Here is a 22,059-nt window from a genome sequence, read left to right as displayed (position 1 = left end):
TATGAAAAAGATACACTCTTTAGCTTTCACGATCTTGTTTATAGGTAGTGCGGCATGTAGCAAATCTGGGCCGGCGCATTCGGAAGATCCCAAACAACAATTCCAGCAGATAGCACTTACTCTATATGACAAGGCGGCTACAGATGAAACAAAGGCGCTTTATTCCCAGTTGTGGCGGATTCAAGACAGGGGCTTTCTTTTTGGTCATCATGACGATCTCCTTTATGGGCGAGAGTGGATGGACGAGCAAGGCCGCTCGGACACCTACGAAATTGTCGGCGATTATCCCGCGGTCTATAGTGTCGATTTGGCAGAACTCATGGATGACAGAATCACGACCTCGACGTTGAATAATGCTCGCAAGAGAACCATACTGGAAGCACGTGCACGTGGTGAAGTCGTTACAGCGATGTGTCATTTGAATAATCCGTTGACCGGTGGCGATTCCTGGGATAATTCCTCTGCTTCTGTTGCACGGGAAATTTTGGAAGAGGGTAGTACGACCAATCAGAAATTTAAAGGGTGGCTAGACAATTTAGCTGCGTTTGCCTTGTCATTGAAAGATAAAGACGGGAACCTTATACCGATCGTCTTTCGTCCTTTTCATGAGCATACCCAAGCATGGTCATGGTGGGGAAGTTCGTGCACAACACCCGACGAATTTATCAGCCTTTGGAAATTTACATTGTCTTATTTAACAAAAACTAAAAATGTCCATAACCTTATTTTCGCAATTTCGCCGCAACGCGACAACAACGGCGGCCGCGAGGAGCTACTCATCCGCTGGCCTGGCGATAGTTTTGTAGATTTCATAGGAATGGACTGCTATCATGGGACAAATACACAGGCTTTTACAGCTAATTTAACGGCGTTACAGCAGCTATCCATGGAGAAACTGAAACCTTGTGGCGTAACGGAAATAGGTATAGAGGGAATCCAAAATGGGAACGCTCCATACACGGACTATTGGACGGAGCAAATCCTTATCCCAATGGTTGGAAAAAAGGTCAGTATGATCGTGATGTGGAGAAATGCCTTTGACCCGCTGAAGGAAGGGAATCATTTCTATGGGCCATGGAAGGGACACCCTTCAACAGAAAATTTTAAAGTGCTCTACCGAAGTTCCATAAGCCTCTTTTCCAAAGAACTGCCAAATATGTATGTGCTGGCAGAAGGCGTAACCGTAAACTAATGGCTATGAAAAAGTTCTTATTAATGATAGCGTTGGCTGTCCTGCACTTCGCAACAGCTGTTGCGCAGATTCAGTCGGTACACTTTTCCGATAAGGATGCCGTACGCTACAAAAGATTAGACTTTCTAGTTTCGCTGAAATCAGTATGGCAGAATCCGTACCTTCAGGAGGACATCAAATTGGATATGGAGGTTACAACGCCTTCCGGTGCACGTATCCTCCAACCTTGCTTCTTTGAGACAGGAAAGTCTGGAGAAATCTCTGCATGGGCCGCTCGATTTTTACCTCAAGATTTCGGGGTTTACCATTTTCATTTTGTTTTGCAGCGTAGACAAAAGGTCATTTCTCGATCAAAGACGTTAAAGGTGGATGTGAAAAACGCAATGGACAAAGGATTTTTGACGGTAAAGAACAACTGGGCATTGGTTTTCGATAATGGCGAACCTTTCCGTGGCGTTGCGGAAAATATTTGTTGGGAGTCCAGAACACGTGACGATTCCAAGTATTTTGCTCCCCTCCACCAACGTGCGGATCGGTATAACTATGATTACATGCTGCCCAAATTTGCCCGGTATGGCGGCAACTTTTTTCGGACTTGGATCTGCGCTTGGAACCTGCCGTTAGATTTTCAAGATGGATTTAATAACCATCGTTATCGCGCCGACTCGGCTTACTTTAACCCGAGTGCGATAGAAAGAATGGATCATCTGCTTGCGCTTGCGGATTCATTGGATCTTTATATGATGTTGACATTAGGTACAGGTAATTTTAGAAAAGATGGATTTGGAGGCGTAGCAACGAGTGACGAGTTTTTTGCAAATCCAATTGCAAAACGTGTTTACAAAAACCGGCTCCGCTATATCGTTGCTCGTTGGGCATATTCACCCCACATAGCCATGTGGGAGTTGCTCAACGAAGTGGACAATATACAGCACAATGGTCGAGATAGACCTATTGATTCACAAGATATCGTAGACTGGCATAGCGAGATGGCAGATTATTTAAAAGAGATCGACCCTTACCGCCACCTAGTGACGAGTAGCATTTCCCATCGGGATATTCAGGGGTTAAATGATGTGGAAGGAATTGATATTAACCAAAAGCATATTTATGGGAACACAGCTGCCATACCTTCGGAAGTACTGCGATATGCAAATGATCATGGTAAGCCTTATGTTATCGGTGAATTTGGCTACGAATGGGATTGGCATAAAAATTTCGATGATTTTTCCAGAGAGATGGAGGTAGATTTTAAACGTGGTCTTTGGTACGGCCTTTTTTCGCCGACCCCCGTTCTTCCCATGAGCTGGTGGTGGGAATATTTTGAAAATAGGAGTTTAATGCCATATTACCTGGGTGTGCGTGAAATAAATGACCGTATGTTGAAAGCGGGGAAGGGCGAGTTTAAACGACTGGAAATAATGAGCAACGAACTGGACGCCTATGCCGTACAATGCGGAATGGAGGTATTTGTATACATACATAATGCGGGATATCTGATACAAGGCGGTGAAATAAGTATCGCAGTTGATAGTGACTCGTTTGATCGTATGATTTGTTATGATCCGGTCGAGCGTGTATACAGTAGTGAGGAGCAGATTTCCTGCAGCCAAGGCCGTATTGTACTTAAGGATGTGTACATTGGATCAAAAAGCGATATGGTTTTTATCATTAAATAAGTAGCTAACTAGTTAAAAGAACGAATAATATATGAATGTTAATTTGAAAAAATCTAGTCTCTTGTGTATCTATCTTTTTTTGCTGTTAAATGCCGTAAATCTCTCCTGCGTGGGCAATCTCAGGCAGCGAGACGATGTGGACAATACGGGACAGGCGGAAGACTCTTCGACATGGTCGGCCGAAACGGAAAAACAGAAAATCATGATGCGACTTCAGCAGCTCAAAGGAAAACGTGTGTTGGGAGGTATTCACAATCGAGAGCCAAACAGTGACCCAGCACGATGGACCAATAAGGTTTTCGAGGTGGTCGGAAAATATCCGGCACTTTGGAGTGGCGATTTTCTGTTCCAACAGGAAAATATTGATCATCGGGAAACAATGATCAACGAAGCGATTAAGCAATATCGAAAAGGCGCGGTGGTCAACATCATGTGGCATGCCTGTAATCCCGCTAACGGTCAGCCCTGCGCTTGGGATAATGGTCAAGGTGTACTTAGTGCGCTTGATGATAAACAATGGGATGAATTGTTCGCGGAAGGAACGGTCATTAACGACCGATTTGTAGCGATGATGGAGGAGGTCGCCGTATACTTGCAACGGTTGAAAGATAATAAAGTAATTGCTCTTTTTAGACCCTTTCACGAGATGAACCAAGAAAAGTTTTGGTGGGGAGGACGTCCTGGAGCGTATGGAACCGCGAAGCTTTATCGATACTTGCACGACTATTTTGTGCACAAAAAAGGCCTGGATAATTTGATTTGGGTGTGGAATGTGCAGGATTTTTCGACACTTGACAGAGATGTCGAAGTGTACAATCCTGGTGATGCATACTGGGATATTGTTAGTTTAGATGTCTACGATGACCAATCGGGGTTTTCGAAACGTAAGTATGAATCTATTAAACGCGTTGCAAAGGGCAAGCCGATGGGAATAGGTGAGTGTCAAGTGCTCCCGTCGGTTGACACCTTCGAGGATCAACCGGACTGGATATTTTTCATGGGATGGTCCGAGCTCGTCTTTGAAAAAAATAGCGTTGACGTGGTAAAAGATGTTTATGGCGCTGAATGCGTAGTGATGCTTGAAGAGTAATTCAGTTTAAAATATTGTAAATGAGTTATTTGTATTGGTTGTGGATAAAATAGTATTACCCAGATCGTAACTGCTGTTATTATCTTCGTTTAACCAAAAATAAATACTTATGAAAAATCTTAACGCATTATGCTATCTCTACCTGCTTCTCATGGTGTCCAGTTGTCAACGCATCGATTTCCAAGATATCGACAGAAACACGGCACTACAGGCTGCTATGCCAGCCCAGGCAGGCGTAGCGCCCACATCCATTACGCAGGCCGTTACGATTTCGGGTAACAAGTTTTACCTTGGATCTAAGCAGATTTTTTTTAATGGCGTGAATACCGCGTGGCAAAAACAAAATGACTATACGCTGGATTATCTCGGCCGTAATTTTGATTACAATTGGTGGAATGCGGAATTCCAACGATACAAGGATAATAAAATAAACCTTGCCCGTATATGGATTCATGGCTCAGGTAGCCATAGCCCGTCATTAAATGGAGATGGACTCGTGACGGGGGCCACCGTGCAATTTTGGTCTGATATGGATCAATTGGTGCAAATTGCGAAATCTAAGGGGGTATATCTCTTAGTCACTTTCTGGTCGTTCGATATGGTGAAAAATTCCAGTAGCAAACACAATCAATATCGGCAGATCATAAATGATGTCAATAAAACGCAGTGGTACACGGAGTATTTTCTTGTTCCATTTCTGCAACGGTACGAGCATGAACCAACGATAATGGGCTACGACATCTGTAACGAGCCTGAACATATGTGGAGGGATGCGGATTGCGGATATCTGCAGAAAAACAACGTGGTGCGTTTTGTTGCTTGGTGCGCGGCGAAGATTAATGAGTTTTCCATTAAGCCCGTAACGGTTGGAGCCATGTGGATTATATTTAACAGCGATCGCTATGCATCATGGGATCCTCATGGGGGGAATAACTATAGCCCTGCAAAATTGCAGATGCAATATAATAATACCCATGCCTACCTTGACTTTTATTCGCCGCATTGGTACCAGTGGCAATCTTCTGGAGCACCTTTCACCACCACCGTGGGTTATTGGCTGGACAACGGTGATAGACCTGTACTGATAGGCGAAACACCTGGTTACAATATCAATGCATCCAGCTACAATAATGCCGGAAATTGGAACATAACCTTGGCCAATTATTACAAACAGAGCTACTGGAACGGCTACGCAGGCGTCTGCGCTTGGAAAAATCCTTGGGAGAACGATAACTACGGAAATTTTGATGCAATTAAGGTCGCTACAAATGACTTCCATTATCACTATCCAAGTTTGGTGTATCCGTAGCATATCTGGTATCGACCGATAGCGTCTAGTGATCGTGCAAGGGGTAGTATAGGCTACTCCTTTTTCTTTTTTTTGCTACGATAACGTTACCGCAGCTGCTAAAATAGTACAAGTACAAAAGATGTTATTTGAATATTGATAGGGCTATTTTGTTGGAATTGCACCAATAACAGTTAAAATAGTATTAGTGCTGCACTTAGTCTTCGCGTAATTTTGTGTGAGAACATAGACCATTTGATAAAGCATAACCTAAGTAACAAAAACTGAAAACAAGATAATTGGCAAAATGAATAAAACTTTTGAAAGCCGCCGCGACTCATTGGAAACAGCGCACCAAAAACTAATAGATCGTAAAAATTCACCTATGTTACCCGGGAATGGGGTGTACGAGCGTTACCGCTACCCTGTGCTAACGGCTGACCATACACCTTTGGAATGGCGGTATGACTTTAACCAAGATCGTAATCCTTTTCTCATGGAACGTTTCGGTATTAACGGTACGTTTAATGCCGGGGCGATCAAGTGGCAGGGCAAATATCTGATGATGGTGCGCGTAGAAGGAAATGATCGTAAGTCATTTTTTGCGATTGCACAAAGCGATAACGGTATCGATGGTTTTGAGTTTTGGGACACCCCTGTTATTATTCCCGAAACCGAGAATCCGGATACTAATATCTATGATATGCGGTTAACACAGCATGAAGATGGCTGGATTTATGGTGTTTTTTGCACGGAGCGCCATGATCCAAATGCGGCGGCGGGCGACTTATCGTCTGCTGTTGCTGCTGCAGGTATTGTGCGAAGCAAAGATCTGCTGACTTGGGAGCGGTTGGCAGACTTACAATCAAAAAGTCAACAAAGGAATGTTGTGCTACATCCAGAATTTGTAAAGGGCAAGTATGCATTGTATACGCGGCCGCAGGACAGTTTCATTGATGCGGGTAAAGGTGGCGGTATAGGATGGGGATTGGTCGATAGCATGGAACATGCGATAATAGAAGAGGAAAAAATCATAAATCACCGTTACTACCATACCATTAAGGAACTTAAAAATGGGCAGGGGCCAGCACCTTTGAAAACGGATAGGGGATGGTTGCACCTCGCGCATGGTGTGCGGATGTGTGCAGCAGGGCTTAGATATGTCCTCTATCTATTTGTGACCGATTTAAACTCTCCTGATAAGTTGATTGCTGAGCCAGCCGGGCATTTTATGGCGCCAATTGACGATGAAAGGGTGGGAGATGTTTCTAATGTGCTCTTTTCAAATGGTTGGATAGCAGATGAAGATGGGACGGTTTTCATATATTATGCCTCCAGTGACACACGGATGCATGTTGCCGTATCTTCGATAGATCGACTATTGGATTACTGCTTTCATACCGCTCCAGATGGTATGCGATCCTCTCGCTCTGTCGAGGTATTATTGGATATAGTTTCTAGAAATATAAATCGCTAATTTTGGTTTCATTTAAACCTATTTATGAAACATAAAACCGACAATATATCTTTACGCGAGAAAATAGGCTACGGACTGGGGGATGCTGCATCTTCCATGTTCTGGAAACTTTTCGGCATGTACCTCATGTTTTTCTATACCGACATTTTCGGCATGGAGGCCAAGGCTGTGGGAACCATGTTTCTTGTGACCCGCGTTTGGGACTCGTTATTTGATCCCGTTGTGGGTGTGCTGGCCGATCGTACGAGGAGCAGGTGGGGTAAGTTTCGACCATTTATCTTGTATATTGCGGTCCCATTTGGTGCAATTGGAGCCTTAACTTTTTTTACGCCAGATGTTTCACCTACGGGCAAAATTTTCTATGCTTATTTAACCTACTCGCTCATGATGATGGTATATTCTGCCATCAACGTGCCCTACGCATCACTGTTGGGTGTCATAAGCCCCCTGCCTAAAGTAAGAAACGTGTTGGCTACATTTCGTATGACTTTTGCCTACATCGGAAGTTTTGTTACTTTGCTCTTATTCAATCCGCTCATTGCGATCTTTAGTAACCATGCAAGTGACTTGCTTTCCCTGCAGCGCGGATGGTTTTATGCGGCTCTATTAATTGCTACGTTCTCCACCATACTTTTTCTCCTATGTTTCTATTGGACGAATGAACGCGTGGTAGAAGATGGACAGCACCGATCCACACTTAAGGAGGACATGGGCGACCTGTTAAAAAACCGGCCTTGGTGGATACTTTTGGGTGCTGGAGTTGCAGCGCTGGTTTTTAACTCCATTCGCGACGGTGCTGCTCTATATTATTTTAAATACTATGTGCAGGAGCAGGACTTGGATCGGATTGTGTTCTTCCATATTCCGTTTATGCGCAGTGGACTTTATCTTGCACTCGGACAGGCTGCAAATATTGTAGGTGTAGTATTAGCTGCGCCACTGAGTAATCGGATAGGGAAAAAAAATACATATATGGGTGCAATGGGTGCCGCCACGGTTGGAAGTATATTGTTTTATTGGTTGAGTAAAGGAGATCTGATGCTCATGTTTACCTTGCAGATGCTGATCAGCATCTGCGCCGGAAGCATTTTTCCTCTACTGTGGTCAATGTACGCTGATTGCGCAGACTATTCGGAGCTACGCACAGGAAATAGAGCAACGGGTCTAATTTTTAGTTCATCTTCAATGAGCCAAAAACTTGGCTGGGCATTTGGTACCGCATTAACGGGATGGTTACTGGGCTATTTTGGTTTTCAGGCAAACCAACAGCAAACCGTCGAAACGTTGAATGGCATTCGGATGTTTCTCAGTTTTTTTCCAGCAATCGGAACCGTTCTTTCTGTTATTTTTATCTTTTTTTATCCGCTAGATGAAAAACGAATGGAAACAGTAACGTCGGAATTGGCGCGTAAGCGCGGTACACGGGATAGATAATGTAGCAAATCGTTCAGACCAGAAAAGTTAGTTAAAAAAAATGGATTTTAAAGATATTCTTGAGGGTAATATATTGCGCTTTTGGAGCGAAAAGATGGTTGACAGAGAGTTTGGAGGCTTCTATGGTCGGATAGACGGGAATGGCACGTTGGTGCGTGATTCAAATAAAGGGGTGGTCATGCACGCCCGCATACTTTGGACATTCTCGGCAGCTTACAGAATATTGAAGCAGGATCGTTATCTTCAGTTAGCCAAAAGAGCATATGGGTATATCAAAGACTACTTTTTAGATAAGGAATTTGGCGGTGTCTTTTGGGAGCTCGATTACCGGGGCAATCCTGTGAATACAAAAAAGCAAACGTACGCACTGGGTTTTGTGTTGTACGGTTTCTCTGAATTTTACAGAGCAACAGGGATCGCAGAATCTCTTCAACTGTCCAAAGAGATGTTTTGGTGCATCGAAAAGACATTTGATAGAGAAGGGGATGGTTACTGGGAAGCCTTCTCGAGGGATTGGTCACCGATTGGGGATATGCGCTTGAGCGAGAAAGATGAAAATCAGGTTAAAACCATGAACACGCATTTGCATATTTTAGAGCCTTATTCCAATTTATTGCGCATTTGGAAGGATGATAAGCTCTTGGCTGCACAAAAGAACCTTATAGATATTTTCGTAAAAAAAATCTTTATACCGAAGACCGGCCATTTGGCTCTGTTTTTTGATAAGACGTGGAATGTGGTAGGGAATACAATCTCCTATGGACACGATATCGAAGCAGCTTGGCTGCTTTGGGAGGCCGCTGTATTAGTAAGCGATGCAGACCTGCTTACGGATCTTAAACCGATCGTTCAAGCTATTGGCGAAGCTTCGCTCGAAGGGGTGATGGCAAATGGCGCGATAGCTTATGAATTCAAGGATGGGCATCGCGATGAAGAATGTCATTGGTGGGTGCAGGCAGAAGCTATCGTAGGTTTCAGCCACCTAGACCTCTTGCATCCTGAACGCTCTTATGGTGCAATCGCACAAGGTTTGTGGAAATTTACGCAAGAAAAATTGATAGACTATAAGAGTGGTGAATGGTATTGGAGCGTATGGCCTAACGGGATAGTAAATCGGAAAGAAGACAAGGCAGGATTTTGGAAATGTCCTTACCATAATAGCAGAATGTGCTTTGAGTTGATGGCTTTAAACAAGAACCTAAGCGATTGATCAAAATTTGGGCCTCATCTTGTGTAGCTAGATTCTTTTGCATTGTCGTTTTGCATACCTTTAGGTGCTGGCCATATAATTTTTTCTGAGGAATTTAGAATAAGCACGATTAATAATTGTTTTATTGTAAAAATATTGCTGTTTTTGATGTATTTTCCTGAAATTAATAGCGTTGTTTGATTACTTTTGGCAAAAACCTACCTTGCTAAATCAATAGCAACGTAATGGATTGCAGAAATGGCTCGATATGACCTTAAGGATGATGGCGAATTGATAGCGCTACTTGTAGTAGAAGATAGGTCTGCATTTACGGAGATATTTAATCGCTATAACAAACTGCTATATAGCCATGTATTTAATAAAATTCGGGATGAGGATACCGCGCAGGATGTCGTACAAGATATCTTTGTTGTGCTATGGGAAAAGCGTCTTCATGTTAAAAACATAAACTTATCCGGATATTTGTTCACGATGACGCGCAATCGCATCCTCAATATGCTAAGCCATGGCAAGGTGGTGTCTGACTATACCGCTGCTCTTAGCCACTATGCAGAACCTGTGTATCCCAACGCCGAGGAAATATTCTATGAGAAGCAACTATCTGCAATTATTGACGAAGAAATCAAAGCGCTGCCGCCGAGAATGCGGGAAATATTTATGCTAAGTCGGTTCAAACACCTCAGTAATAAGGAAATTGCTGCTAAGCTGGGTCTGTCCGAGCATACCGTGGCTGATCAGATAAAAAAATCCCTTAGAACGCTCCGTTTTAAGGTGGGCGTGCGAATTCTTTTAAGCCAACTATTTATTTTTTAATTTTTTCCATTCCCATATCCCCGAACCAATGTTCTAAGCTGTTATGTTAATATGGGGGCCATGTTGACTTTACCTTATGAACAGAAAAAAAGACAACCATATTTTAGAAAACTATCGTCTCGGACGGTGCTCAAAAGAAGAACTGAACCAACTTGAAACCTGGTACGATAGCTGGAATAGGGCGAACCGAATCTCATTGACCGAAGAAGAGCTACAACGTGTGGAGTCCAAGATGCGTCTCAACGTTATGAAACGCGTGGGCTTCGATCGTACAGCGCGAAAATGGGGGCGAATTCATGCCATTTCTGCCGTAGCAGCGGCACTCGTAATCACGATAGGGGTTGCGATTTACCACAGTATCTTGCAGCCGCAAACAGGTGAAATAGCAGCGAGCGCCAATTATGGCAGTGATATAGCTCCCGGAAAAAACAAGGCAACGCTCACCCTGCCCGGAGGCGAAGTGGTTACGCTAATCGGTGAGAAAAATGCCGTAGTTGTCGATAAAAATGAACTTATATATCCGGATGGGACAGATATAGCGACAGCTACTTCTCAACAGGCTTACGGAACGACAAGTATTCCTATGCACACTATTGTGACGCCACGTGGGGGACAATATCAATTGATTTTATCCGATAAAACAAAAATTTGGCTTAATGCTTCCTCTTCCGTACGCTTTCCCACATCTTTTACTGGGGCAAAACAACGGAGAATAGAAATTTCTGGCGAAGCCTATTTGGAGGTCACGAAAGACACGGAGCACCCGTTTTTGGTCAAGACCGGAACCCAGGAAATCGAGGTTTTGGGAACACGATTCAATGTCAGCGATTATACTGACGATGCGGTTGCGCAGACTACGCTGTTGGAAGGGTCAGTAAGTGTCAAGCCGTTGTACAGCACGATGGCTCAAAACCTTCCGAAAATATTGGAGCCTGGCCAAGAAGTGCTTATTTCAAACCGAAAAGTGACCGTTAGAAGTGCTAACATCAAACAGACCCTAGCCTGGAAAAATGGGGACTTTAGGTTCGAGGATGAAAGCGTACCCGCTATCATGAAGCAGATTGAAAGATGGTATGATGTCGATGTAGTTTATACCGATAATTTGTCTGAGGTGAAACTCAACGCCTCTATTTCCCGATACAGGAATGTCAGCCAAATGCTTAAAATGATGGAAAAAACAGGAGAAGTTCATTTTAAAATAGAAGGGAGGAAAATTATAGTGTCAAAGTAACTACCTATCGTGAAGCGAATTTCCTTAAATAACGGAAGTTGGCTGTCAGTTTAACCTAACTTAATCAATCGAATATACGACGTATTGCCGTAGCAGCAAAACCATCGCTTTACGTCGGCCAAACTAACTACTAAATGTATAAAAATTATAGGAAACTATTATTCATTATGCGATTAACCACCGTACTATTTATTATTTCCTTGATGCAGGTCAGTGCCGCCAGCCTTGCTCAAAGAATAACTATTTCAGCAAAAAATGTTCCCTTGTCACATATTTTTGAAAGAATCAAAGAACAAGCAGGGGTGGATTTCGTCGTCTCTACCGACGTTCTAAAAACGACGAAGCCAATTTCTATAAACGCCCAAAACATGCAGTTGAACGATGTATTGCGGGCTGTGTTTGAAGATCAGCCGCTAGATTATGTCGTCGAGGATAGGTTTGTTGTGGTGAGCAGAAAGAAATTGAGTTTGTCGGCCGTTGTTCCGCCCGTACAGCTTCCCGTTTCGTCTTCCATTACGGTAGCAGGCCGTGTGGTCGATGCTACAGGGGTGCCGCTTTCCGGGGCAACCGTAACCGTCAAGAGTACACTCCGAAAGGTCATGACGAACGTCTCCGGAGACTTTGTGCTGGACAATGTGAAAGAAAATGACCTGTTGGTGATCACGTATACAGGATATACGAAAAAAGAAGTGATTGCTGCACGTTCATTAGGCATTATCACCCTGCAAATTGCCGTGGACAATCTCGAAGAAGTGAGCGTGTCCGTGAATACAGGATATCAAAAGATCCGGCCTGAACATAGTACGGGCGCTATTTCACAAATTACGACCAAGGAATTTGAATCTAGGATCAGTAGCGATTTTTTGGACGGTTTGGTGAACCGACTTCCCGGACTGATGATCAATAACGATGTGACATTCAACAGCACAGTTCCTGGGCAAGGACAGTTGAGCAGACCTTTGTTCAATATTAGGGGGATATCTACCATGTCTGCCAACCAAAGCCCGCTGATCGTCGTTGATGGGTATCCTACCGAACTTACGTTGGATATGATCGACCCCAATGAGATCGCTTCGGTAACGATTCTGAAAGATGCTGCCGCCGCAACCGTGTATGGTGTTCGTGCGTCAAATGGCGTGATGGTCATTGAAAGAAAACAGGCCAGCGCGGGCGCACCACAATTTAATTTCAGAACAACTTGGGGAATAACGCCCGAGGAGAACTACAGCAGGTATCGCTGGGATCCGAATGCATCTGCCGTCAACGCGAACTATCTGCGAGAGCGGCAAGCTCTTAATATCGCACCGTCAACGTGGTCTACCTTATTCAGTCCTGGAGCGGGCAATGTCCGCCGTTCCATTCCATTCTATATCCAGGCACAGCTTGCTGCCGGGATCATTTCTGCGGATCAAGCTGAAAATGCCTTCACCGAATTAGCAAGCTACGATAATCTGAGTGACTATAATCGCTTGTTTTTAAGAACTGCGCTTACGCAAACGCATACCTTGAATGCGTCTGGTGGATCTCCTAGTGCCTTATACTATATCACCGCTAATTACACAGGAAACCGTCATAACACGATTAATAACGACGATGGCAGGTTATTGCTCACGGGTCGTACAACGCTGAAGCTTTCTAAAAAGCTAAACTTGGAACTGACAACGGAGTTCCAAAACCAAAATTATCGCGCCGCCCCCGTACCGGGCCCATCCCAATTTGCGGGCTATGAACGTTATGTGGATGTTAATGGTAACCCTGCTGCTATTGTATCGCAGGGTTATGCTCCAGTCTATAACGATTACATCATGTCTCAAGGTCTTCTTGATCAAAATTACTATCCGTTATCGGAGGTTTACAACGTTAACGACAAAACCCAAGTGTTAAATTATAAAACCATAGCTAATTTTACGTTGGATTTAGGTAAAGGCTTCAACCTATTGTTTGGGGGAGTGTATGAAACATCCCGCTCGGAGTTTAGACATTTGGCAAACGAAGGCTCAGCAGAAGTTAACGGATGGGTGAACAATTACACGGTGACCCAAGGAACATTTAAAAGAAATCTTCCAAATGGAGCGTTTCTTCGTCAACAGAATAGCAGCTCGACGGGATATACCGCACGCGGACAACTGAACTATAATAGACAAATCAACAATCATGCGCTAAACGGTATTGTCGGTTTCGAAGTTAGAAGCGTACTGGATCGGGGCAACCTCGCATCGTACTTTGGTTATAATGATCAGAGCTTACTTCAGCAGCCAGTAGATTATGCATCGATCTTCTCGGGGTCGGCAGCCGTAAGGGGAACATTGGTTACGTCCAATATGCTGGGCAGTTTAGAAAGCTTCTTTAATCAATCGTACAATGAGGATCGGTATGTGTCCGCATTTTCAAATCTCGTCTATTCGTATAAAAATACGTATTCGTTATCAGGAAGTGTTCGTATTGACCAATCTAATCTATTCGGTACAGATCCCAAGTATAAATACAAACCACTTTGGTCATTGGGCGCGGGATGGAATATGCATCGGGAAGATTTTATGGATGACATCACTTGGGTGAAGCTTTTGAAACTCCGAGCAGCTTTCGGCTTCAATGGAAATGTAGCCAAACTATCTTTGCCACGAGTGATTGCTGCCGCTCAAAATAACCTATCAAACACACCGACGCTTAGCTCATTGGTATTGTTGTCGAACGCCAACAGCGGGCTTCGGTGGGAAACGACGGAAAATTTCAATCTAGGACTAGATTTTAATGTTTTCAATAATATTTCGGGGAGCTTCGAATACTATACTAAGAAGACTACTGACGTGATGGGCTCGTCGCGGGTCGACCCCACATTGGGAGCGGGGTCGGCGAGTTTGGGCGCGGGCTTGGCCTTGGTGAATTTTGCCACTATCCAAAATAATGGCTTGGAACTGAGTATAAAAGCTGATTGGATATCGAGGAACAATTTTAACTGGAACATGGGTGTTGTGGTCGCTAAAAACAATAGTAAAGTTCTTGATGTATTCAGGACGGGTGGTTACAATCCGCAGGCTCTCGATGTCATTGGTTATGTAAATGGGTATCCCGTGGGCGCCATGTTTTCTTATAATATGATCGGGTTGAACAATGAGGGCCATCCCATTATTGTTGATCTGGATGGAACAGAATATGTCGTTAATACCAGTACAACAGGACAACCACTGACTACTGCGATGTCAAGTGAGACGTCCGGCCTGGTCCAGTATTCTGGTACAACCATACCACAGATCAATGCGGGATTAAGTAACCGCGTGGACATTGGAAACTTTTATGTGTTCGCTATGGTAAATTATTACGGCGGATTTAATGTGCGGGTGCCAAGGCCAACACCATCCGATAATCGTCCCTTACCAGGAGCCGCGAATTATTGGAGAGAACCGGGAGATGAGGCTAGAACAGACATTCCAAATCTCACCGATCTGACAGCCACAAATCCCAGTTGGGCATATCGCTACAACAGCAATTACGTTGTCCGTGGCGACTACCTCACCATAGGCGATATCACCGTTTCCTATCGTTTAAATGATGCGATGTTTATTAAAAAAGCGGGCTTTAAAAACTTTGAGATTAAAGCGCAGGCATCTAATCTCTACACATTAGGTTTCAACCGCTACAATTTCAGCATGGCTACAAGAAGTTACGCAAAGTCTTATGTAACACCTACCTATACCATAGGGTTGTTCACTAATTTTTAAAATCTTTTTCATGGAAATATTAAAATATAGAGCTGTTATTCTGGGGATATTATGTTTGGTGTTCGGTAGCTGTGATCGCTACTTAGAGATCGAACCAAAGGGAAGGCAATTGCTCAAAACTACCAACGATTTCGACCAGTGGCTGAATAACGTAATGCTTACGGCAGAGACACCGGTAGATAATATCTTGAATTATATGACTGATAACATAGACCTTCCCAATATCGGTAATCCGCCTAGTACGTTTGCAGAACTGCTGTATACTTGGGCTCCGCAATTTTCAACAGACGTAAACACTACCCCTAATCTATGGGGCGAACACTACCTGCGTATCAATCTTTTCAATACGGTATTGTTGGGGATAGACGGTGCAGAGGGCGGAACGGAAACACAGAAAAGAAGTTTAAAAGCGGAAGCATTATTAGGCCGCGCCCATTCCTATTTTTATCTGGTCAACGAATATGGTAAACCATTCGACGCGGGAACAGCTTCCTCAGATTTGGCCACACCCTATATCACCTCTGACGATGTTAGTCAAACGGTACCGCCAAGATCAACGGTCGAACAGATATATCAACACATTATCGATGATATCCATGCTGCCATACCCGACCTTCCGTCAGATAATACGGTGGCACGCTTTCGCGGTTCGAGGGCGGCTGCTTACAGCGTGTTGGCTCGCGTTTATCTATGCAGACGCGAATATGATGAGGCGAGGCGTTTTGCGGAGTTAGCACTAGCCAATACACGGGCAAATATGATTGATTTTACCAATTCTGCCACATTTCCCACAACAACAAATGTGGTATCACATCCTGACGTTATTTACGGCCGGTCATCTGTTGCATTAGGATTGACGATATCCCAAAACTTGAAGGATCTATTTGCCAGCAACGACGCACGCTCAACTTTACTATATTATAACTTTGCAAGTCCGTTAAGGGGGGCAACAATGTTTTACGCCCTCGCCATTACGCCCGTATTTCAATTGACAAATTCCGGCACTACGGTTCAGGAAATGCATCTGATTGCAGCAGAAGGAGCTTGCCGGTCTAATCAGCTGGTCGAGGCACTTGCACATTTGAACGTGGTACGTATCAATCGGTACACGGGACCTGCCAGAACGTTTTCCTCAAATGATCGGGAAACGATTCTAAATGAGGTACTTTCCGAACGGCGGCGTGAATTTCCATTCCACGGTTTGCGGTGGTTTGACATGCGACGTCTCGGTATGGAAGGGCGAATGGCTACCGTGACGCGTACAAATGCACAGGATGAGATTATAGCTACGCTGGAGCCTAATAGCACAAAATACACCTTACAGATACCTTTTCAGGTAATGATTTACAACCCTGATATGGTACAAAATCCGTAAAACTATGAAAATTAATACATGTATTATCTATGCCATTGTTTTCTTGGGAATATGGCTTACAGCTTGTGAAAAAGATGAGTCCAAACCTGGACAACTTGCGGCGGACGCCGTCATGTTTGATCTACCGGGGACGCAGGATTTTGTAGCAACTGATTTGGACATTAAAGAACCGTCTTTGCTGAGCTTGGAAATGAAAGCTGCATTGCGGGAAGGTACGGCTTCGGACTTGCATTATGTGACGTTCGATCCCGATACAACTAAAATAGATCTTTATAAAGAAAAATATGATCCCGATGCTATATTGCTCCCTGCTTTAAACTATTTGTTTTATAAATCCACCGTGCCTCTGCACGTCGGGAACAGCTTTTCCGATCCGGCGATAGTGAATATTGGTTTCCAAAATTTATTAAGGCCGCACAGCACCTATGTGCTCCCCGTCGCCATAACTGCTTTGGACGGAATCGTACAGGATCCCGGTACACGGCAGGTAGCGTATTATGTCTTTAAAACAGGGCAGCCGCTGTATGTAGACCATACGGGATTTGCGGTGACGGCTACCGCTAGCTCAACAGCCGGAGCAAACACAGCCGCTCGCGCAATCGATGCAAACACCGGCACAACATACTGGGCAAGTGCGACGTCCGAAAGTTTGCCGCAGTCGCTAAACATAGACTATGCGCGCGAAGTGGGATTTTCTGGCATCGATATATTTTATCCAACCAGTAGCAATATTAACTACAACACGACGGGAGGTGATCCTCGAGTTGTAAAAATAGAAACAAGTACCGACAACACGGTGTGGGTCGATCATGGGACCTTTCCGGTCGATATCCGAAATACTGCACGAAAATACACCATCAATTTACCTTCGCCAACAACAGCGCGTTACCTACGGGCGACCATCTTAGAAGCGGCTCCCTTTCAATCTGGCAACTTGACCTTTAGCGTGGTGCTGGTAAGCGGAATTATGTTGAGAAATTAAAATAAACAATTGAATATGATGAAAAAAAAAATCATGACAGCTTTACTGCTTTTGCCTCTACTGGCTGGAGCACAGAAAAATTACAGGATAACAGGCAATCTATCTGCCGTTAAGGGGGATGCCAAAGCCTATCTTGTCCTTTTGAAAGAGAGCGGATGGGAAGAAGTGGATTCGACCGAGATCAAAGAAGGGATGTTTCTTTTTTCCGGCCGTGTGGATGAGCCACAGCAGGCAATTTTAACTGTTAAAAGCTATGGGAATAATCTTTCTGTACCACGACAGGAAATGCAGAGCTTCTTTATTGAAAATTCGGAGATTGCTTTTTTGGGTAAAGACTCTATTAGTTCCGCGATCGTCAGCGGTTCAATCACTGATCGCCAAGATCGGGATCGGGAAGCATTGATCAGGCCGGTAACGGCGCAGATTATGCGCTTGCAGAAAGTATATGGTGCAAAAACCGCGGATGGTGCTTTCGTAAAGCCACTGCATGAACGGCAGATAGCGGCCGACAGTATCAAAATGCTCGTCGCACAAAACAAGAGTATCAACCGTAATTTTGTCGAGCGCCATCTAGATTCCTTTGCCGGACTACATACTTTTTACACCTTTATATTGGACAGCAAGTTCGATCCCTCAGTCGAGGCGCCGCTTTTCGAAAGGTTTTCAGCAGAATTGAAATCAACTCCGCTGGGTGTGCGCACGGCACAGAAGATAGAAGTCGGCAAGCGTCGCCAGACCGGAGCGCTCGCCGCAGATTTTACACAAAATGACGTCAAGGGCAAGCCCTTTACACTTTCTTCTCTACGAGGGAAATATGTCTTATTGGATTTTTGGGCAAGCTGGTGTGCTCCATGTCGGGCTGAAAATCCATTTGTCGTCAAGGCTTACAATGAATTGAAAGGTAAAAACTTCGAGATCGTTGGCGTATCACTGGACTATCCGGGTGGCCAAGCAGTTTGGGAGGCAGCGATCGAGAACGATGGTCTGCCATGGATCCACGTGAGTGATCTCAAGGGATGGAAAAATGAAGTTGCGGTGATGTACGACATCAACGCTGTGCCGCAGAATTTCTTGATCGACCCCAACGGGTTCATCATAGCTAAAAATCTTCGAGGAGAGGCACTAACGCAAAAACTTAAAGAACTCATTAAATAAAGTAAATATGGATGCTATTAAACAGGTGATTGCCGTATTATTACTTCTTCATGCAAGTTGTGGCATGGCACAAGATAGGTTTGAGATACAAGGGCGTATTCCATCATTAGAAACAGGAGGTAAGATTGTACTCAGCTACGTGAACAGTCATGGAAAGAATGCGCTAGATAGTGCTATCGTCAAGAAAGGGCGGTTTAGTTTCCATGGCACGACCTCATTTGCCCACAAGGCTCAGCTTTCGTATAGACCGATCAACAGTTCTGTTGCTAAAAAGGAAGCCACTGCGCCCGATTATCAGCAATTTTATCTGGAAAAAGGTACGTACCGTGTAAAGGGCAAAGACAGCTTATCAAATGCGACGATCAAAGGTACCGCCGCACAGGAAGATTTCAATGCATATAACTTGTTAACGAAAGATTTACTGGCGCAATTTAAAGATATCACCGCGCGTTTCTCCAAGGTGTATTATGCGAAAGTGAAGGATACATTGGCCATACAGGCGATCCAGGCCGAAGCCCGACCGGTACATGCCAGAATCGAAGCGGTCTTGGACTCTTTTATCTTCAGCCATCCGGATTCATATGTGGCGTTGGATCTGATATTGGAGAATAAAACGGCGGTCATAGATCCCGCCACGTTTGGAAAATACTACGATCCTCTAAGCGCACGGGTTTTGGCGAGCTTTAACGGACAACGATTAACCGAAAAGTATGAAAAGGCGAAGCAAATTGCTATAGGTAAAGTAGTAGATTTTGAGCAGCCGGATATCGATGGTAATATCTTTAGACTCTCGTCACTACGGGGGAAATATGTCTTGGTTGACTTTTGGGCAAGTTGGTGCATGCCTTGTCGTGCCGAAAATCCAAATTTATTAAAGGCATATGAAGCTTTTAAAGACAAAAATTTTGAAATTGTAGGTGTTTCTCTCGACGAAGGCCGGGCGGCTTGGCTTACAGCGGTAGAACAGGATGGAATGCCGTGGAAGCAGGTCAGCGAATTGAAGGATTTCAAGACGGGGTTGGCCGTTAAATACGGAATCACGGCTATCCCTCAGAATTTTTTAATTAACCCAGAGGGGGTGATTGTCGCGAAAGATCTACGAGGCGAAAATGTGGAAAAGATAATTGCCTCCTTCATCAAGTAGCGTCCAAAGTTCCATTCTTAACATAGCTATATTCGAGGTAGCTGATTAGGATGCTACCCAGCCTCGGCGTATATGTTGTTCCGGAAAGATAATTTTTGTGAACAACATATACGCTTCTGTTTTAAGACAAAGACTTTGGGGCATCAGATCAAATTTGAAGGGTATCCTAAAAATAGATGCTTTCTTTTTTATATCGCTAGTAGGTTGCGCGAAATCACGGTTTGTATTTTTGCACTGTTATGATAGGGTTACTGAAGCTGCTATGTGAGAAATTATATATCTTTGGTTATTGATGAGCACCGTACAGAATAATCAGCAGAACCAGTTCGAAGATAATATCGTTTTAAAGGCGCTTAGCCTTTCGCCAGAGCCGACAGCAATATATTCGGATGAAAATATGATCATCCGATTCGCCAACATCGGCATGTTAAGGCTCTGGGGCAAAGAGGAGTCAGTAATCGGTATGCCGCTTTTGGACGCAATCCCGGAACTAGCGGACCAGCCCTTTCTAGCGATCCTCCAAGGTGTATGGAGGTCGGGAGAAAGCTATGCGGTGGAAGGGGCTCCTGCAGAACTGATCCATAACGGGACAAGAAGGATCGGTTTTTACGATTATGAATACCGAGCAATATGTGACGAGCATGGAAAAACGTGGTGCATTCTGAATACGGCTCGTGAGGTAACATCGGAAAAAGCTTATCTGCAGCAGGTACGGGAGAAAGAAAAAAATGAAGATCTGTTGAAAGCTGAAATGTCTGCAACGCTCGCAGAACTTTACGTCACCAATAGGGACCTTATGGCTTCTATGAGACTGCTTTCCGAAAGCAGGGAACACGTCCGTACAATCATTGAACAAGCTCCTGTTGGCATAGCGATGTTAAAGGGACCAAGACATATCATCGAAATTGCAAATCCGGCTATACTCCATATTTGGGGCCGCAGCGAGAACGAGGTGCTGGGCAAGCCGCATGAGCTAGCAAGACCTGAATTAGCGGGGCAACCGGTGTATAATTGGCTAGATCAGGTTTATGCAACAGGAAAAAGAAAGACCAACAAGGAATTTACGGTAAATTTATATCACCAAGGTGGGGCAAGAGAGGCCATTGTAAATTCCATTTATCAGCCGATATTTTCGTCTACAGGCGATGTCACGGGCGTGTTGGTCATATTGGAGGAAATTACCGAACAAGTAATCGAACGGAGAAAAAATGAAAAAGACCAGCACATGCTTGCCTTGGCAATCGATGCAGGAAATCTGGCGACTTTCTATTATGAGCCTGCTACAAACCTTTTTGCCGGGAACCATCTTTTGCACACATGGTTTGGCCTTGAGCCGGTAGACCATATCGATCTGTCCAAAGCTTTAGCGGTAATTGTTGATGAGGACAGGCATCGTGTCATTGATGCAATCGAACATTCATTGGGTACCGAATCGGATGGAAATTATGCTATTGAATACCAAATCAAATCGACGTATGACGTTACACCTAGACTTATACAGGCTAGGGGTAGAGTTTTTTATGATCATATGGGTAGCGCATTGAGTTTAAATGGAACGCTACGGGATATTACGGAACAGAAGAAGGATGAACAGAGAAAAGACGCATTTATCGGTATGGTGAGCCATGAACTGAAAACCCCGCTGACCTCCTTAAAGGCATACCTGCAGTTGATGCAGCGTGGCATCTTAGGTTCTGATGGCTACGCTCCCCAAAATTTGTTGGATAAGTCCCTACGTCAGGTAAATAATATGACCGTCATGATTAACGGGTTTCTCGATATTTCACGGCTGGATTCCGGAAAAATGGTGCTCGAAAAATCGTATGTCGATCTGAAAATGCTGCTGGAAGATTTGCACGAAGAAGTCGTTCACACTATTCATAGCCACCAGGTTGTATTTGACATAACGGAAAACATGGTTCTTTACGCTGATCGAGAAAAGATATCCCAAGTCATACATAATTTGATCGGCAATGCCGTTAAATATTCTCCCGTTGGATCCCGCATCGACTTATACTATAAGCGGATTGATCGACACACCGTTGTGATTTCTGTCCGAGATGAGGGCATGGGTATTGGCATTGACGATCAAGATAAGATATTCGAACGTTATTATCGGGTGCAGAACATAAAAATGGGCTCGATAGCCGGTTTCGGCATCGGTCTATATTTATGTAAGGAGATTGTGGAGTTACATGATGGTGAGATAGCTGTAAAGAGTGATGGGGAAAAAGGTGCTACGTTCAGCATCACGTTACCTATTGAATAAA

General features: G+C 44.2%; 15 protein-coding genes. All 15 read left to right on the top strand.

Annotation, left to right across the window (positions count from 1 at the left end; genetic code table 11):
* Nucleotide 1: 1 nt before the first annotated feature.
* The 15 genes from IE165_RS15290 to IE165_RS15220 all read left to right on the top strand — a co-directional run bounded on the left by IE165_RS15290 (nt 2) and on the right by IE165_RS15220 (nt 22,058).
* A complete protein-coding gene (locus tag IE165_RS15290; RefSeq protein ID WP_189627518.1) occupies nt 2-1,192 on the top strand; it encodes a glycoside hydrolase family 26 protein in 1,191 nt (396 codons plus the stop codon).
* Between the two features lie 5 nt (nt 1,193-1,197).
* Nucleotides 1,198-2,871, top strand: a complete 1,674-nt coding sequence (locus IE165_RS15285) for a cellulase family glycosylhydrolase (RefSeq protein WP_229826585.1) — start codon at nt 1,198-1,200, stop codon at nt 2,869-2,871.
* Nucleotides 2,872-2,902: 31 nt separating this feature from the next.
* The gene (locus IE165_RS15280; RefSeq protein ID WP_189627516.1) at nt 2,903-3,961 is read left to right on the top strand and encodes a glycoside hydrolase family 26 protein; all 1,059 of its coding nucleotides are present in this window, start codon (nt 2,903-2,905) and stop codon (nt 3,959-3,961) included.
* 109 nt (nt 3,962-4,070) lie between these two features.
* Nucleotides 4,071-5,270 carry a glycoside hydrolase 5 family protein gene (locus IE165_RS15275; RefSeq protein ID WP_189627515.1) on the top strand — a complete coding sequence of 400 codons (1,200 nt, stop codon included), beginning with the start codon at nt 4,071-4,073 and terminating at the stop codon, nt 5,268-5,270.
* 286 nt (nt 5,271-5,556) lie between these two features.
* Nucleotides 5,557-6,726, top strand: coding sequence for a glycoside hydrolase family 130 protein (locus tag IE165_RS15270; protein WP_189627514.1), 1,170 nt, complete (start codon nt 5,557-5,559; stop codon nt 6,724-6,726).
* 24 nt (nt 6,727-6,750) lie between these two features.
* Nucleotides 6,751-8,160 carry an MFS transporter gene (locus IE165_RS15265; RefSeq protein WP_189627513.1) on the top strand — a complete coding sequence of 470 codons (1,410 nt, stop codon included), beginning with the start codon at nt 6,751-6,753 and terminating at the stop codon, nt 8,158-8,160.
* A gap of 40 nt (nt 8,161-8,200) precedes the next feature.
* On the top strand, nt 8,201-9,370 hold the full coding sequence (locus tag IE165_RS15260) for an AGE family epimerase/isomerase (protein ID WP_189627512.1): 1,170 nt from the start codon (nt 8,201-8,203) through the stop codon (nt 9,368-9,370).
* 237 nt (nt 9,371-9,607) lie between these two features.
* Nucleotides 9,608-10,183, top strand: coding sequence for an RNA polymerase sigma-70 factor (locus IE165_RS15255; RefSeq protein ID WP_189627511.1), 576 nt, complete (start codon nt 9,608-9,610; stop codon nt 10,181-10,183).
* A 76-nt stretch (nt 10,184-10,259) separates the two neighbouring features.
* Entirely contained in the window at nt 10,260-11,414 is a 1,155-nt protein-coding gene (locus IE165_RS15250; RefSeq protein ID WP_189627510.1) for a FecR family protein, read from the top strand.
* Between the two features lie 263 nt (nt 11,415-11,677).
* On the top strand, nt 11,678-15,133 hold the full coding sequence (locus IE165_RS15245) for a SusC/RagA family TonB-linked outer membrane protein (RefSeq protein ID WP_229826584.1): 3,456 nt from the start codon (nt 11,678-11,680) through the stop codon (nt 15,131-15,133).
* A gap of 10 nt (nt 15,134-15,143) precedes the next feature.
* Entirely contained in the window at nt 15,144-16,508 is a 1,365-nt protein-coding gene (locus tag IE165_RS15240) for a RagB/SusD family nutrient uptake outer membrane protein (RefSeq protein WP_189627508.1), read from the top strand.
* Nucleotides 16,509-16,512: 4 nt separating this feature from the next.
* Nucleotides 16,513-17,490, top strand: coding sequence for a discoidin domain-containing protein (locus tag IE165_RS15235; protein ID WP_189627507.1), 978 nt, complete (start codon nt 16,513-16,515; stop codon nt 17,488-17,490).
* Between the two features lie 15 nt (nt 17,491-17,505).
* Entirely contained in the window at nt 17,506-18,645 is a 1,140-nt protein-coding gene (locus IE165_RS15230; protein WP_229826583.1) for a TlpA disulfide reductase family protein, read from the top strand.
* A 7-nt stretch (nt 18,646-18,652) separates the two neighbouring features.
* A complete protein-coding gene (locus IE165_RS15225; protein ID WP_189627506.1) occupies nt 18,653-19,789 on the top strand; it encodes a TlpA disulfide reductase family protein in 1,137 nt (378 codons plus the stop codon).
* A gap of 292 nt (nt 19,790-20,081) precedes the next feature.
* On the top strand, nt 20,082-22,058 hold the full coding sequence (locus IE165_RS15220) for a PAS domain-containing sensor histidine kinase (protein ID WP_189627505.1): 1,977 nt from the start codon (nt 20,082-20,084) through the stop codon (nt 22,056-22,058).
* Nucleotide 22,059: the final 1 nt, after the last annotated feature.

This window comes from Sphingobacterium griseoflavum (assembly GCF_014653155.1).
Lineage (GTDB): Bacteria > Bacteroidota > Bacteroidia > Sphingobacteriales > Sphingobacteriaceae > Sphingobacterium > Sphingobacterium griseoflavum.
This window is presented reverse-complemented; position numbering and strand designations above follow the sequence as displayed.

Excerpts from the sequence above, each read along its gene's own strand:
- IE165_RS15260 (WP_189627512.1), top strand. The coding sequence starts at position 8,201 with ATGGATTTTAAAGATATTCTTGAGGGTAATATATTGCGCTTTTGGAGC.
- IE165_RS15230 (WP_229826583.1), top strand. The coding sequence starts at position 17,506 with ATGATGAAAAAAAAAATCATGACAGCTTTACTGCTTTTGCCTCTACTG.
- IE165_RS15225 (WP_189627506.1), top strand. The coding sequence starts at position 18,653 with ATGGATGCTATTAAACAGGTGATTGCCGTATTATTACTTCTTCATGCA.
- IE165_RS15285 (WP_229826585.1), top strand. The coding sequence starts at position 1,198 with ATGAAAAAGTTCTTATTAATGATAGCGTTGGCTGTCCTGCACTTCGCA.
- IE165_RS15250 (WP_189627510.1), top strand. The coding sequence starts at position 10,260 with ATGAACAGAAAAAAAGACAACCATATTTTAGAAAACTATCGTCTCGGA.
- IE165_RS15265 (WP_189627513.1), top strand. The coding sequence starts at position 6,751 with ATGAAACATAAAACCGACAATATATCTTTACGCGAGAAAATAGGCTAC.
- IE165_RS15280 (WP_189627516.1), top strand. The coding sequence starts at position 2,903 with ATGAATGTTAATTTGAAAAAATCTAGTCTCTTGTGTATCTATCTTTTT.
- IE165_RS15235 (WP_189627507.1), top strand. The coding sequence starts at position 16,513 with ATGAAAATTAATACATGTATTATCTATGCCATTGTTTTCTTGGGAATA.
- IE165_RS15220 (WP_189627505.1), top strand. The coding sequence starts at position 20,082 with ATGAGCACCGTACAGAATAATCAGCAGAACCAGTTCGAAGATAATATC.
- IE165_RS15240 (WP_189627508.1), top strand. The coding sequence starts at position 15,144 with ATGGAAATATTAAAATATAGAGCTGTTATTCTGGGGATATTATGTTTG.
- IE165_RS15275 (WP_189627515.1), top strand. The coding sequence starts at position 4,071 with ATGAAAAATCTTAACGCATTATGCTATCTCTACCTGCTTCTCATGGTG.
- IE165_RS15255 (WP_189627511.1), top strand. The coding sequence starts at position 9,608 with ATGGCTCGATATGACCTTAAGGATGATGGCGAATTGATAGCGCTACTT.
- IE165_RS15290 (WP_189627518.1), top strand. The coding sequence starts at position 2 with ATGAAAAAGATACACTCTTTAGCTTTCACGATCTTGTTTATAGGTAGT.
- IE165_RS15270 (WP_189627514.1), top strand. The coding sequence starts at position 5,557 with ATGAATAAAACTTTTGAAAGCCGCCGCGACTCATTGGAAACAGCGCAC.